Consider the following 15,141-nt stretch of genomic DNA (forward strand, 5'->3'; position numbering starts at 1 on the left):
GTTTTATAATCTACCTGAAAACTAAATAATTTTAATTAACTGAGCCATCATTATTATGCTCCATATTCTTTTTTCCATTCTTCGGCAACATCGCTTAACGTAGTGTAGAATTCTTCACCGTATTTTCTCGTCAGCGGAGTTTTTAGAAACTTATAAACGGGAACCTGCAACTCTTTTCCTAAAGTACAGGCATCACTGCACACATTCCATTCATGATAATTTAAAGCCGAAAAAGTAGAATATTCGGTAATTCTGATAGGATAAAGATGACAGGAAATCGGCTTTTGCCAATCAACAGCACCGGCTTCATATGCTTTTTCGATTCCGCATTTTGTGATTCCTTTTTCATCATAAGTCACATATGCACATTCGCGGTCTTCTACCATTGGGGTTACCAGCATTCCGTCCATTGGGTCGGTCGTCCAGGTTCCTTGTTCTTCCAAAGCTTTCACGCCTTCTGCCGTTAAAAATGGCTTTACTTTATCGAAAATACGGTCTAAAATTTCAATTTCGTCTTTGTCCAGCGGAGCGCCAACATCGCCTTCCACGCAGCATGCGCCTTTACATTTGCTGAGGTTGCAGACAAATTCTTCAGAAAATATATCTTCAGAAATTAATTTATCATCTATTTGAATCATAATCTTTTTTTTAAAATAAATTGAAGTGAGTTCCGGCCTTATAAAAAATCAAACTGAATATAATAATCCAGAAACCGATTTCCTGCATCCAGTATTTAGGTAAGAATTTCAGCATTCTGCTCAGAATAATGGTTGCCGGAAAAGCTAAAAGTAATAAATATTCGTAATCATCATTCATATACAAAATAATCGTAATGAGCTGGGCAAGAGAAAATACAAGCACAAAAGTGTATTTGTATCGGCTTATTGGGCTTTTTTTATTGTAATGTCTAAAATGATCGTAAATGGCATAAATAAGCATTAAAAGCATCGGGGTTAAAGGGAAAAGCTCGGAATAATCAGTAATGAGTTTCATTTTGCCGAAAGGGATGTAATCAGCATTCCAGTCATTAAACTGTAAGAAAAGCATCACCGAAAAATAGCTTATCGCAATAAGTCCCATTCCCAAAATAAACCTGAAAATATTTAAGGCAATTCTTTGAGAAGTTACAATTAAATGAATCAGCACAAAAAAGATCATCGGCCAGGTTGTAGGAAGAAAAATAAAATTCAAAGCTAAAATTGAGCCTACCAAAACATACGATTTCTTCCTGAGATCTTCATCGGTACTTGTGAGAAGAAGTAAAAGAAAGGAGTTGGTAAGAAGCGCAACGGCGATTCCGATATCCAATGTGCCGGGATAAAGTCCAAATATAAAAAATGAATACAAAAATAAAGGCAAATGTGTATGGTAATTGAGCGCAATTGTATTAAAACAAAAATATGCCAAGGCAATTCCTAAAAAAGTGATTCCGGCAATAATTGATTCGTATGTGTTGAAATTCAGTATATTAAATATAATAACTACTAAAAGAAGAAAACCAATATAAACAGGAATTGAAAAAATATTGCTTTCTTTTGAAAGTAATCTAAACATTTTTTATAAATTTGTGCAAAGTTAATTTAAAAAAGGAAAATAATGACGTCTTTCTTTCTATTCTTAAGTGATGTTTTCAAATGGTCTTTTGGGTTTTTCGAAACCTTTGGAAACGTACTCAACTGGATTTTATTTATCGTTTGTTGTGTATTATTTACATATTGGTGCTATGTCTTGCTGGTAACACTTGGTGGAGACAAAGACAAAGAATATTATTCTCCAACTGAGGGCAAAAACCCTTATTACGATCCTACGATCTACAAAAAAGAAGGTTAATTAATTGGTTATATAGTAAAAAGACCGGTCAAAATTTTTGATCGGTCTTTTTTATATTAACTATTAAATTTAATCATGTATCGGAAGTACTAAAACAGGAACCGGAGAACTTTTTGTAAGCCCTTTTGTAAGACTGCCTACAAAAACGTCATAAATTCCGCTTCTTCCGTGCGAGCCCATGACGATGAAATCTGCATTTTTGGTTTGGGCATATTCCAATATAATATCTTTTGCGATACCTTGTTTCAGAAGATGCTCACATTCTACATTTTGAGCCAAAATTCTCTGATTGATTTTATTTAAAAGTACAAGCTCTTCTCTTATTTCGTTTTCTTCAACTTCCGGAAAATATTGATATCCCATGTCTCCGATCGCAAAACCGATGTCTGTAGGAGCCACGTGTATTAGGTTGATCTTTCCATTGACCTGTTTTGCAAACTGAACTGCTCCGTCTACAAGCTGATCTGTTTTTTCGCCAAAATCTACTGGCAATACAATGTTTATCATGATTTCATATTTATATTGTCATTTAAAGATATGAAAAAATAGAGAAAACAAAGGTTAAAAAATTATAAAATTCGAATATCTAAAGTTTTTTCATCCTCAAGATAAGCTTCCAAAACATCATTTTCGGATATTTTTCCTACACCTTCCGGAGTTCCTGTAAAGATGAGATCGCCAACCCTTAAAGTAAAATACTGAGAAACAAACGCAATGATATCGTCTATTTTAAACATCATATCTTTTGTATTTCCCAACTGTACCTGCTCTTTATTTTTAAGCAAAGAAAACTGAAGATTCTCAAGATCATAATTTTCTTTTTTGAAGAAATTTCCTACAACAGCAGATCCGTCAAAACCTTTGGCCAGCTCCCAAGGCAAACCTTTGGATTTTAATTCGCTTTGAAGATCTCTTGCTGTAAAATCTATTCCCAAGCCGATTTCTTCATAATGCTTTTGCGCCACTTCTTTTTGGATGTATTTTCCTCCTTTTGAGATTTTCACCACAACTTCAAGTTCATAATGCACATCATTTGAAAATTCGGGAATGTAAAAATCATTTCCTTTTAAAACCGCCGTATCGGGTTTCATGAAGATTACAGGTTTGTCGGGAATGGCATTTCCCAATTCTTTTGCGTGCTCGACGTAATTTCTTCCTATGCAGATTATTTTCATAATTTTTGTCATTGCGAGCCAAAGGCGAAGCAATCTTTTATTTAGTTAAATATTGTCATTAAAACAATCGAAGCAATCTCTTAATATTCTTAACAACTTAAGAGAACCTTAATGTTTTAAATTTCACCATTAAGATAAAGTTTAGTAATTAAGATTATTAAGTTAAAGATTCTTCACTTCGTTCAGAATGATAATTGTAAGTTTATTCATGTGTAAATTCATTCTCACAATAATAGCAAATGAATTTATGGCTCGTTAAAAGTGAAATTCCAAAAAAGCTCGTTGATTTATCGTCTCTGTAAATGTGATTTGAGCCGCATTTCGGGCACACAAAATCAAATTCCGGGTTTTCTACGGTGTGATCTACTTCAAGAGAAAATTTTTCGTTTTCCTGATAATCCTGCAAAATTTTTGTTGCTTTTTCAAGATCATCTTCAAAAACCTGCAACTGAATTCCGCCAACAGCCTGTGAAAGCAACCAATCCGACTGAATAAGCTGTTCGTTGGCAATGAAACTATTCACGCCGCTTTCAGCCAAGATTTGTTTGTCTCTGTTGGCTTCAAGAGCCGTTTCGTAAAACTTAAACTTAACTAAATCACTCATCTTTTAAAATTTACTTGATAGCTGAATTTTAGTGAAAACTTTCTTTGTATACAGCGGAAAATCTGCATTCTGAAGCCATCCGTAATAGCCTAAATCTTTTTTGAAAATGTCTTTTACGCCTTGACCTTTATATTTTCCGAAATTGAAAACTTCAATATTTTTTTCGTTAAAACCAATAAAACCTGCCAAATCAGCATTTTTATTGTGAAAGCTGAATTCGCTTAATGCATTAATTTCTTTTGGTACACTTTCGTACTTTCCGACCTGAGCGTCCAAAACTTCAAAAGTAGCCAAAACATCGGCTTCGGCAGAATGTGCATTTTCTAAAGATTTTCCGCAGTAGAAATTATAAGCAGCACTTAAGTTTCTAGGTTCCATTTTATGGAAAATCGTTTGTGCATCAACCAATTTGAATTTATTTAAATCAAAATCAAATTCTGCACGCAACAATTCTTCAGCCAATAAAGGAACATCAAATCTGTTTGAATTAAAACCTCCCAAATCTGCGCCGGTAATCATTTCAACTACTTTTGGGGCAATTTCTTTAAAAGTAGGAGCGTCTTTGATATCTTCATCATAAATTCCGTGAATTTCGCTGCATTCTTTCGGGATCGGCATTTCAGGATTTACACGCCATGTTTTGCTTTCTCTTGACGAATCGGGATTTACTTTTAAAATGCAGATTTCAACAATTCTGTCTTTTCCGATGTTGGTTCCGGTTGTTTCAAGATCAAAAATACAAAGCGGTTTATAGAGTTTTAAATTCATTTTTAAGAGTTATAAGTTATGAATTATAAATGATGAGTTTTAGCTAATGACTTATAACTCATCATTCATAACTATTTAAGTTGTTTTTGAAATACTATTGAAATTAAAATATAATAAAGAATCACAATCGGAATTCCGACTGTTTTAAATATAATTAAAATAAGAATTGCACCAATTAATAAAGCCAATTTCGGATAATTATCCTGCAGCTTCATCGATTTGAATTTCATAGCAATCATTTTGATCGGACTTATTAAAAGCCACGACGAAACGGCCGAAAGAATCAATAAATAAATCTCATTTTCGAAAAGAAAAGAAAAGCTTTGAGTTTCCTTAAAAGCGTAAAACAATCCAAAGATCAAAATGGTGTTGGAAGGTGTATTCAAACCTTTAAAATAATATTTCTGGTCTTCATCCAAATTAAAAATTGCCAATCTCAAACATGAAAAAAGCGTGATCACAAATCCTAAATAATAATACCAAGGAATTTCACTAAAATTGTTTTGAGTTAAAGCCACAAACATCGTCAATCCCGGAATCAAACCAAAACTTATCATATCTGCAAGCGAATCGAGCTGAGTTCCCAAATTGGAATTGGCCTTTAAAGCCCTTGCTACAAATCCGTCAAAAAAATCTAAAACCAACGAAATGATAATGCAGATTGCGGTCGTTTGATAATCGCCCAAAAGCAAATGCACAGCTCCGATGCAGCCCGAAAATAAGTTGCCAAGCGTGATGGCGTTGGCCAGATTATTTTTAATGAAATTCATAAAGGCAAAATTACATTTTTTAAAAATTTCAGCCTTAATTAATATGAACTAAAAATTACATTAATATGAATTTAGCTTAAATTTGCGCCATGAAATTTTTTAACGAATTTAGAAAACAAGAAATCCTGATTCTGTGTTACAGGATTTTTCTGGCTTTTGTTTTTTATCAGATTGCAAGATTCCTGTTTTGGTTTTTCAATAAAGATTTAATAAAAATAGACAGCGTGGCAGATTATTTCAGTCTTGCTTTTCATGGAATTGCATTCGATCTTACGGCGATTTTGTATGTCAACGCTTTATTTATTTTTCTGAGCTTAATTCCGATTATCATCAATACGAAAAAAATATATCAGAAAATTCTTTTCTGGGTGTATTTTATCACCAACGGAATTGCTTATTCGATGAATTTCGGAGATTTTATTTATTATAAATTTTCTCAGACGAGACTTACTTTGGCGGCTTTTCAGGTGGCTAAAAATGAATCTAATATTTTTAAAGTTTTCACGGTTTCAACGAAAGAGCATCCTTTTGTTTTGCTTTGGTTTTTGGTTTTGATGTTTCTCTGGATTTTCCTTTACAAAAAAGTAAAAGTTACTGAAAGAAAACCCGTAAAGCTTTTTCCTTATTTCCTTTTGTCGGTTTTAAGCCTTTGCGTAGTTGCTGTTTTGGCAGTTGGAGGAATTCGCGGAGATTTCAAGCACAGCACAAGACCGATCAATTTGGTAGACGCCAACAAGTTTGTAAAAACTCCTTTGCAGGCGAATATGGTTCTGAACAGTACTTTTTCATTTTTCAGGACTTTGGGAAGCAACAATTTCAGGGAAGTTAATTTTGTTGATGAAAAATTTATTAACGAAAATATTCAGCCATATAAAATCTACAACAGACAAGTTGAAGATAAGCCAAATGTCGTTATTTTTATTGTCGAATCTTTTGGAAGAGAATATTCCGGAGCTTTTAATAAAGATAAAAATATAAAAGATTATGTTTCTTACACGCCATTTATCGACAGCTTGGCCAATGAAAGCCTGATTTTTCCAAATACTTTTGCCAACGGAAGACAATCGATTCACGGGATGAGCAGTATTTTGGCGGGCATTCCGAGTTTGACGGATGCTTTTACGAGTTCGCCTTATTCAAACCAGAAAATTCAGTCCATTGTTTCCGTTTGTAATGATTTGGGATATGATACGTCGTTTTACCATGGTGCACCAAACGGCTCGATGGGATTTTTAGGCTTTGGAAATATTTTAGGATTCAAACATTATTTCGGAAAAGACGAATACAATCATAATGAAGATTTTGACGGAATGTGGGCGATTTGGGACGAGCCATTTTTACAGTATTTTGCAAAAAATGTAGGAAAGAAAAAGCCTTTTATGGCGACTGTTTTTACGGCTTCTTCGCATCATCCTTTCAAAGTTCCTGAAAAGTACAACGGGAAATTTAAAAAAGGAAATGTTCAGATGCATGAGCCGATGCAATACACCGATTATTCGATAAAAAAATATTTTGAGACCGCCAAAAAGCAGCCTTGGTTCAATAACACCATATTTGTTTTTACGGGAGATCATCCCAATCAGATTTACTATTCTGAATACGAAAAAGCAATGAACCGATTTGCTGTACCGCTGATGTTTTATTCAGCAAATCCTAAATATAATTTCAAAGGCGTAAACAACGAATTTGCCCAACAGATCGACATTTATCCTACTTTGGCAGATTTGATCGGCTACAATAAAAAAATAAGAAGCTGGGGCAGAAGCCTATTGAGTGACAAAGCTTATCCGTCGCTGATTGTGAATTCAGACGGAACATCTGAGCAGTTTATCATCGGAAATTATATTTATCGCTTCGACGGAAAAAATATCATCGGTATTTATGACAAAATGGATTTGGGGCTGGAAAATAACTTAAATGAAAAATTAGAATCTGCCGAAACAGAAAAAGGCAAATTGATTGCAAAAGCCTGGTATCAGGATTATATGAATCGAGTGATCAACAGAAAACTAAACTGATTTTTTTAAGATGTTTAATTTTTAAAACGCCTATTTTTGCTTTTATATATGCAAAGGATAACAAATATGTTTGTTTGTTTAAAATTAATTTATATTTTTAACTATTGAAGAAATTTAGAATCTATATATTATAATTAAACTTAAAAATATGAAAAAATTATTAGCAACCTTTGTACTTTCTCTATTTAGTGTAATGTCTTTTGCACAAATTGAAGGCAAATGGAAAACAATAGATGACGAAACAAACCAGGCAAAATCTATCGTAGAAATATATAAAAAATCTGATGGTAAATACTATGGTAAAATATCTCAGTTATTGACTAAAACTGCTAACCCGACCTGTGTTGCCTGTAAAGATGACAGAAAAGGGAAGCCATTGGTAGGGCTTGAAATTATCAGAGGTTTGGTAAAAGATGGAGATGAATTTACAAATGGAACGGTTACTGATCCTAAAACAGGGAAAAGTTATAAATGTACAATCACAAGAAATGGAGATAAGCTGAATGTAAGAGGATATGTAGGTTTTTCTTTATTAGGAAGAACGCAAACATGGCATAAGCTAGACTAAACAATCGAAAATAAGATTTAACAAAGGTATCTCTCATGAGATGCCTTTTTTTGTTATGTTTATAATAAAAAAATACTATTTTTGTAGTCTAAATTTTTCAAGTAAATATGGCAGAATATACTTTTCGTGAGGTAATTGCACAAGCAATGAGCGAGGAAATGCGTAAAGACGAATCCATTTTTTTAATGGGAGAAGAAGTTGCAGAATACAACGGTGCATACAAAGCTTCAAAAGGAATGCTGGATGAGTTTGGTGCTAAAAGAGTAATCGATACCCCTATTGCAGAGCTTGGTTTTACAGGGATTGCTGTAGGAGCTGCGATGAATGGCAACAGGCCAATTGTAGAGTATATGACGTTCAATTTCGCTTTGGTGGGTATTGATCAGATTATCAACAATGCAGCAAAAATACGCCAGATGAGTGGCGGCCAGTGGAATTGTCCGATCGTTTTCCGTGGGCCAACAGCTTCAGCAGGTCAATTGGGAGCTACACACTCTCAGGCTTTTGAAAACTGGTTTGCCAATACACCGGGTCTTAAAGTAGTGGTTCCTTCAAACCCTTACGATGCAAAAGGATTGTTGAAAACTGCAATTCAGGATAATGACCCTGTAATTTTCATGGAATCTGAACAGATGTATGGTGATAAAATGGAAATTCCTGAAGAAGAATATTATTTACCAATAGGAAAAGCGGATATTAAAAGAGAAGGTAAAGATGTAACTTTAGTTTCTTTCGGGAAAATAATGAAATTGGCCATTCAGGCGGCAGAAGATCTAGCCAAAGAAGGTATTTCTGTAGAAGTGATTGATTTGAGAACAGTTCGTCCTTTAGATTTTGATACTGTTTTGACTTCTGTAAAGAAAACAAACAGATTGGTAATTTTGGAAGAGGCTTGGCCGTTCGCTTCAATATCTTCGGAGATTACGTATATGGTACAGCAAAAAGCATTCGATTATCTGGATGCCCCGATTAAGAGAATTACTACTCCTGATGCTCCGGCGCCATATTCAGCAGCTTTATTTGCAGAATGGTTCCCGAAACTTGAAAAAGTAAAAGAAGAAATCAAAAAAGCGATGTACATTAAATCATAGAGAAAAACTTCCGAAAGGAAGTTTTTTCATTTATTCTATTCATCACTAAAAAGATTGAGGGTGATAAATTTAGTATAAATTTGCACCTTTAAAAATAATTAGCTGGCATGGCAGAAGTTACAGAAGGAGGTCATCATATAGATCTCAAAAAACTTTCATTTGTAGGAGTTATTGTTTCTCTGGGAATTGTCTTCGGAGATATTGGTACCTCACCGCTTTACGTAATGAAAGCCATTGTGAATGCAAGGAAGGATGGAGCCTCAATGCCGTTTGATGAATATATTGAAGGTGCGCTTTCATGTATCATCTGGACATTAACGCTTCAAACCACAATCAAATATGTTATTATTGCCCTAAAAGCGGATAACAAAGGAGAAGGTGGAATCTTGGCCCTTTATTCGTTAGTAAAAAAACTTAAGAAAAAATGGCTTTACGTCATCGCTATTATCGGGGCCTCTACTTTGGTTGCGGATAGTGTGATAACGCCATCTTTGACCGTAATGTCGGCTATTGAAGGCTTGAAAATTTATAATCCCGAAACGCCTGTTGTCTATATTACACTCTTTATTTTATTTATTGTGTTTTTGGTTCAGCAGTTTGGGACGGCTTCTATTGGGAAGTTTTTCGGGCCGATAATGGTAACCTGGTTTTTGGTTTTGGGTATTTTCGGTTCGATACATATTGTCGATCATATTGAGATCTTAAAAGCTTTTAATCCGGTTTATGCCTATAACCTGATTACCCATTCGCCAAGCGCAATTATAATCATGGGAGCGGTGTTTTTATGTACCACGGGAGCTGAAGCCTTATATTCGGATTTGGGGCATTGCGGTGCGAAAAACATCCGGGTGAGTTGGTTTTTTGTGAAGCTGATGCTTATTTTAAATTATTTAGGGCAAGGTGCTTGGTTATTGGATAATTATAAATCAGTTTTTTCCGGGGTAAATCCTTTTTTTGGAATCATGCCCGAATGGGCTGTTTTACCGGGAGTAATTTTGGCTACAGCTGCGGCAATCATTGCAAGCCAGGCTGTTATTACAGGTTCATTTACCATGTTTTCCGAAGCAATGTCAATATCATTCTGGCCCAATCAGCATATCGAATATCCTTCAGGGATAAAAGGGCAAATGTACATCCCGAGAATCAATTGGGGGTTGATGGTTTTGTGTTTTGTGGTCGTTATTTTCTTTAAAGAATCCGAAAAAATGGAAGCGGCATACGGGCTGACAATTACCATTACGATGCTGATGACTACAGTTTTACTTATTTTCTGGCTAAGCCGAACAAGAGTAAACAAGCTTTTCATTATAGGGTTTGCGATGGTTTATATTTTCCTGGAATCAGGGTTTTTCTATGCAAACGTAATCAAATTTATGGATGGCGGCTGGCTGACAATGGTTTTAGGAGGTTTCATTGCGGTATGTATGTATGCGTGGTATAACGGACGATTGATAAAAGCAAACTTCATTAATTTTGTTAAAATTGATAAATATGTTTCTATTATTAAAGATATGAAGTTGGATGAAACCATTCCAAAATATTGTACCAACCTGGCTTATTTGAGCAGAGCAAAGAGAAATGATGAAGTAGAAGCAAAAATAATCTATTCCATTATCAAAAAACAGCCAAAAAGAGCCGATCATTATTTTATATTAAGTATTGTAAATCAAGAAGATCCGTACACTTTTAAATATAGTATTGACGAAATTCTTCCGGGAACAATTTATAAAGTTAATTTTCTTTTAGGATTTAAGATAGACAGAAGAATAAACGATTATTTCAAAATGGTGCTAAAAGATATGATGAATGACGGCGTTATTCCTTCAAGAAGCAGTCATCCTTCACTCAGAGCTCATAATATTCCGCCGGATTTGAAATATGTGATTATTGATAACACCTATATCAACGATATTCTTTTAACGGTAAAACAAAAAATCACGCTCAACCTTTACAATTTTGTGAAATATATAGGAAGCGACGACTTTAAAGCATGGGGCGTAACTTCGCACAATGTTGTGGTAGAATCTGCTCCGCTTACAGAAGAAGCGGTTCCTGCAAAAAAAATAGAGAAGTCAGAATTTTTTAGACGCGATTTTTAATTGAGAAGTCAGAAGACCGATTTCATTTAAATAAAAATCGATAAATTTGTAGTATAAATTTTTTGATGGATACTTTACAAAAAGAAAAAAATATAACTTTAATAAAAGAGGTGTTAAGAAATTACCTTTTAGAGAAAGGCTTTCGTAACACACCCGAACGATATACGATTTTAGAAGAAATCTATAATATGGATCATCACTTCAACGTGGATGATCTGTATCTTTTGATGATGCAGAAAAAGTATCATGTTTCTAAAGCGACGATTTATAATACGATAGAAATTTTTCTGGACGCGGGCTTGATCAGAAAGCATCAGTTTGGAGAAAAAACGCTTACTTCTTCATCTTACGAAAAATCTTATTTTGATAAACAGCACGATCATTTGGTGATTTACAAAAAAGATTCTGATAAAGAAATCCAAGAGATTATTGAGTTTTGTGACCCTCGAATTCAGGGAATTAAGGAAGCAATAGAAGAGGCTTTTGGCGTAAAAATTGATTCGCATTCGCTGTATTTTTATGGCACCAAGAATGATTAATCAATGAGAATATTTTTTTTTATATTCATTTTATTTTCTACGTTCATATTTGCACAGGATAAGCCTAAGCCTGCGCAAAGAGATCCTTTTTTACAAAATCCCGTAAAAAATCAGCCGCAAAAATCAAACCTGAATAATAAGGTCAAAATCATAAATGCCAACGAAATTAAAAAAGATACCAAATATGACGGAAACAGATATTTGGTGGGAAATGTACAAATTGAGCATCAGGGTTCTATCTTGACGGCGGATGAGGTGGTAATGTACGACGAGGAAAATTTTGTAAAAGCTATCGGAAATACAAAGCTTCAGAATACAGACGGCTCGGTAATCACCGCTTCAGAGATGGAGTACGACGGAAATACCCAAAAAGGAGTTGCAAGAAAAAATGTAGTTCTTAATGATCCAAAAGGTACAGTCATTAAAACGGAAACCATGTATTATGACCGGGTTTCAAATTTAGCTTATTATAATACCGGTGGGACAATAAATGACGGTAAAAGTATAACCTATTCAAAATCTGCGACATACAATTTGACTTCGCGTACAATTGATCTTACCGGCGATGTCAGAATTGAGGATCCTGAATATACTTTGGAAGGAAGAAATGTAGTTCAGAATCAAAATACGAATATTGTAGATATCAATGGACCTACCAATATTACGAACAAAAAAAATCCTAAAAACCGTATCTACACAGAAAAAGGAACCCATAATCTGAATACAAAAGAATCTTTTTTGACTAAAAATTCAAGAATTCATTATAATGATAAAATTCTTACGGGAGATGAAATGTATTTTAATCAGATTACAGGTTTCGGAAAGGCTACAGGAAATGTAACGCTGGATGATCCTTTAGAAAAAAGATATCTGAAAGGCGGCTACGGAGAGATTTATCAAAAGCAGGATTCTGCAATGGTAACCAAAGGTCCTTATGCGGTTAAGATTCTTGAAAAAGATTCAATATATTTTGCCGCTGAAAAAATACTTTCTTATCAAAAATTAGATTCAGCCAACATTAAAAAAAGTTATTTGCGAGCTTTTAAAAAAGCAAGAATTTATAAATCAAATGCACAGGGAAGAGCAGATTCTATTGCGTTCAACGAAACCGATGGCGTGATGCATATGTATACTGACCCGATTTTGTGGAGCGGACAAAAACAGGTGACAGGTGATAAAGTAGAAGCTTATTTCAATACAGAAACCGAAAATATAGATTCTTTAAAAGTAATCGGAAATGGTTTTGCGATCAGCAAAGCAGATTCGTTGAATATGAAAGATGAGTTTAACCAGGTGAAAGGTAAACTGATGAGCGTATACTATGAAGGAAAAGATATCAAAGAAGTAAAAGTAATAGGAAATGCACAATCCATTACTTATGCCGACGATTTTAATGAGAAAACAAAACAAAACGAAAGAATAGGAATCACGCTTTCTTCTTGCGGAATTATTGGTGCTTTGTTTGAGAATCAAGCATTACAAATCATTTCGTGCAGTATCGGAGCGCAATCTTCCACTTATCCGATGAGTAAAATTGGTCCCGACAAAAAGAAGTTCCCGGATTTTAACTGGAATACCAAAGACCGGATCAAAAAATGGCAGGACATTCTGGTTGGCACGCCAAATTATGAAGAGATAAAATATGAATCCGAAGATACACTCTTCAATCAGGCTCAGGAAATTATCGATAAAGAAAAAGCAAAAGAAGAAGCCAAGAAACCGAAAAGGGTTAGAAAATAAGAAAAAGCCAGTTTATAATTAAGCTGGCTTTTTTGTTTGAAAAATTCGCATATTTCACTATTATCACAAAAATTTTAAAGTTTCATTAAAAAGTTATAGTTTTAACAAAAATTAATATTTATTTATTTTTTTTTTATCAAAATTAAATTTTAATAGTTATTTATAAATGTTTATGAGTCTTAAAGTTAAACGATGAAATCAATTGTTGTGCTTTGAATAATGAAGAAAGCCTTTACTTACATAGCTTTGATATTGCTGGTATTCTGTAATGCCCAAAATACTTCTGATATAAAGTCAGATAAGGAATTGTATTATTTATATTACAAATCTACTTCGGGAGCTGATGAAATTGTTTCTGCAGGCGAAAGAATGCTCAAGTTGGCCAAAACTGATGAAGAAAAAGCAAAAGCTTATTATCGTTTGGCCGACGGTTATATTAAAATGGGGAACTACAGCAAAGGAATTTATTATTCAAAAAAGGCAGATTCATTATTCTGGAAGATAGACAGTAAAAGCGGCGATCATTTTATGGCAAACTATCTGTTGGCAATAGCTTATAAAAGATCGGGAATGGTAGCTCAAGCTGATAAAAAGTTGAACAAAGCTCAACAAATAGCTCTTCAGATAAAGAATTCCAGATATCAGAATTTAATTTTATTTATTGAAACCGACTTTTTGGAAGAAGAAAAAAAATACTGCGAGGCCATTCCCAACAGAAAAAAAATCATTGAATCAATACAGGATACTTATAAAAAAAGTCATGACACGATCGATCGTATACAGGAAGCGATTTGCAGAAGTTATCTGGCGCTGGATTATCTGCTTTGTAATGATCTTCGAAATGCCAAAATACAGATAGAAAAGTACGAAGAAAGCCATGAAAAGTATCATTTTGCTCATTACAGGATTGAGATTTACTTTTTGTCTAAAGCAATCATCTACGCAAAAGAAGGCGATGTTGAGCTAAGTAAATTTTATTTTGATAAAGCTAAAAATGCAGCACAAAAAACAAAAAACAGATCAATACAGACCATTATTACAGAACAGCGATTCAAATCACGAATAGATGATGTTGAGGGAAAAGACCAGCTATTTGATGAGTTTGTAGATCTAAAAGATAAAATAAGGTCTGAAAATGTAAAAGCCATAGCCGAGGAAACAGACAGACAAAATAAAACGATCCGCCGGCACAATAATTACAAGAAAACATTGGCAATATTAGCTTGTTTTTTAGTTGTGATCATTCTTTTCTATGCATATTTCAGCTACCGGAAAAATAAAAGGCTGAAATTACAATTCGGAAAAATAATTTCAGATCTTGAAAAAAATAATATCAAAAAAGAAGAAGCTAAAGTTGAAGAAACTATAAAAACCACAACAGAATTTTCTCAAGATAATAAGCCAAAAATAATGTCTCCGGAAAAGGAATCAGAACTCCTTGAAAAAATTGAGAACTTTGAAAAAGGAACTGATTATACTGCTAAAAATTTTACTCTGAATAATCTTGCTTCCATTTTAGATACCAATCAGAAATACATCAATTATTTAATAAAGGAAAACAGAGGAAAAAATTTTAATGATTATATCAATGGTCTGAAGATAAAATTTGTTGTTGAACTTCTATACAAAAATCCTGAAACTCTTAAATATAAAATCAACTATCTTTCTGAAATAAGCGGGTTCTCATCGCATAGCCATTTTACCAAAATTTTCACAAAAGAAATGGAAATATCTCCTTCTGCTTTTATATCAAATCTAAAAAAGCATAATTCAGAAGGTTGTAAATAAAACGTTATCAATTGTTTATGTTTTACACTTTTGTGTAATTCCGGAATCACGATATAAACAAATTAGAAACACGGTTCTCGAAAATCTACCTTTGCACCGAAATAAAAGTAATAGCTATTTAATATAAATCAGCTTCAATTTACTGTTCTGT

Annotated in this window: 15 protein-coding genes; 8 read left to right on the forward strand and 7 right to left on the reverse strand. The window is 33.8% G+C overall.

The genetic code is table 11. The features are described 5' to 3' along the window. Positions 1–53: 53 nt before the first annotated feature. Together AC6CHK_RS15795 and AC6CHK_RS15800 are read right to left on the reverse strand one after the other, a co-directional pair. On the reverse strand, positions 54–638 hold the full coding sequence (locus tag AC6CHK_RS15795) for a DUF3109 family protein (RefSeq protein ID WP_498097793.1): 585 nt from the start codon (positions 636–638) through the stop codon (positions 54–56). 10 nt (positions 639–648) lie between these two features. Next, a complete protein-coding gene (locus AC6CHK_RS15800; protein ID WP_498097795.1) occupies positions 649–1,554 on the reverse strand; it encodes a DUF6427 family protein in 906 nt (301 codons plus the stop codon). A gap of 42 nt (positions 1,555–1,596) precedes the next feature. Between AC6CHK_RS15800 and AC6CHK_RS15805 the strand changes: the two genes are divergently transcribed. After that, positions 1,597–1,830 carry a hypothetical protein gene (locus AC6CHK_RS15805; RefSeq protein WP_498097797.1) on the forward strand — a complete coding sequence of 78 codons (234 nt, stop codon included), beginning with the start codon at positions 1,597–1,599 and terminating at the stop codon, positions 1,828–1,830. A 69-nt stretch (positions 1,831–1,899) separates the two neighbouring features. Here AC6CHK_RS15805 and AC6CHK_RS15810 read toward each other — a convergent pair whose 3' ends face one another. The 5 genes from AC6CHK_RS15810 to AC6CHK_RS15830 form a co-directional block, all read right to left on the reverse strand. After that, positions 1,900–2,337 carry a universal stress protein gene (locus AC6CHK_RS15810; RefSeq protein ID WP_498097799.1) on the reverse strand — a complete coding sequence of 146 codons (438 nt, stop codon included), beginning with the start codon at positions 2,335–2,337 and terminating at the stop codon, positions 1,900–1,902. Positions 2,338–2,399: 62 nt separating this feature from the next. After that, positions 2,400–3,005 carry a fumarylacetoacetate hydrolase family protein gene (locus AC6CHK_RS15815; protein ID WP_498097801.1) on the reverse strand — a complete coding sequence of 202 codons (606 nt, stop codon included), beginning with the start codon at positions 3,003–3,005 and terminating at the stop codon, positions 2,400–2,402. A 202-nt stretch (positions 3,006–3,207) separates the two neighbouring features. Continuing rightward, a complete protein-coding gene (locus tag AC6CHK_RS15820; protein WP_498097803.1) occupies positions 3,208–3,609 on the reverse strand; it encodes a putative signal transducing protein in 402 nt (133 codons plus the stop codon). Between the two features lie 3 nt (positions 3,610–3,612). Continuing rightward, positions 3,613–4,377 carry an exonuclease domain-containing protein gene (locus AC6CHK_RS15825; protein WP_498097805.1) on the reverse strand — a complete coding sequence of 255 codons (765 nt, stop codon included), beginning with the start codon at positions 4,375–4,377 and terminating at the stop codon, positions 3,613–3,615. Between the two features lie 71 nt (positions 4,378–4,448). Beyond that, complete coding sequence (locus AC6CHK_RS15830) at positions 4,449–5,147, reverse strand: CDP-alcohol phosphatidyltransferase family protein (protein WP_498097807.1); 699 nt, start codon at positions 5,145–5,147, stop codon at positions 4,449–4,451. Positions 5,148–5,236: 89 nt separating this feature from the next. On the opposite strand from AC6CHK_RS15830, the gene AC6CHK_RS15835 reads away from it, so the two are divergent. The 7 genes from AC6CHK_RS15835 to AC6CHK_RS15865 all read left to right on the forward strand — a co-directional run bounded on the left by AC6CHK_RS15835 (position 5,237) and on the right by AC6CHK_RS15865 (position 14,990). Next, positions 5,237–7,165: an LTA synthase family protein gene (locus AC6CHK_RS15835; protein ID WP_498097809.1), complete on the forward strand. Its 1,929-nt coding sequence runs from the start codon at positions 5,237–5,239 to the stop codon at positions 7,163–7,165. Positions 7,166–7,313: 148 nt separating this feature from the next. Beyond that, positions 7,314–7,733: a DUF2147 domain-containing protein gene (locus tag AC6CHK_RS15840; RefSeq protein ID WP_498097811.1), complete on the forward strand. Its 420-nt coding sequence runs from the start codon at positions 7,314–7,316 to the stop codon at positions 7,731–7,733. 107 nt (positions 7,734–7,840) lie between these two features. Next, complete coding sequence (locus AC6CHK_RS15845; RefSeq protein ID WP_498097813.1) at positions 7,841–8,824, forward strand: pyruvate dehydrogenase complex E1 component subunit beta; 984 nt, start codon at positions 7,841–7,843, stop codon at positions 8,822–8,824. Positions 8,825–8,931: 107 nt separating this feature from the next. Then, positions 8,932–10,923: a KUP/HAK/KT family potassium transporter gene (locus AC6CHK_RS15850; RefSeq protein ID WP_498097815.1), complete on the forward strand. Its 1,992-nt coding sequence runs from the start codon at positions 8,932–8,934 to the stop codon at positions 10,921–10,923. Between the two features lie 65 nt (positions 10,924–10,988). Then, entirely contained in the window at positions 10,989–11,462 is a 474-nt protein-coding gene (locus tag AC6CHK_RS15855) for a Fur family transcriptional regulator (RefSeq protein WP_498097817.1), read from the forward strand. 3 nt (positions 11,463–11,465) lie between these two features. After that, positions 11,466–13,202 (forward strand): OstA-like protein, encoded by a 1,737-nt coding sequence (locus tag AC6CHK_RS15860; RefSeq protein ID WP_498097819.1) that lies wholly within the window; start codon positions 11,466–11,468, stop codon positions 13,200–13,202. Positions 13,203–13,421: 219 nt separating this feature from the next. After that, entirely contained in the window at positions 13,422–14,990 is a 1,569-nt protein-coding gene (locus AC6CHK_RS15865) for a helix-turn-helix domain-containing protein (protein WP_498097821.1), read from the forward strand. The last annotated feature ends 151 nt before the right edge of the window (positions 14,991–15,141 follow it).

This window comes from Chryseobacterium sp. GQ58, assembly GCF_059758895.1.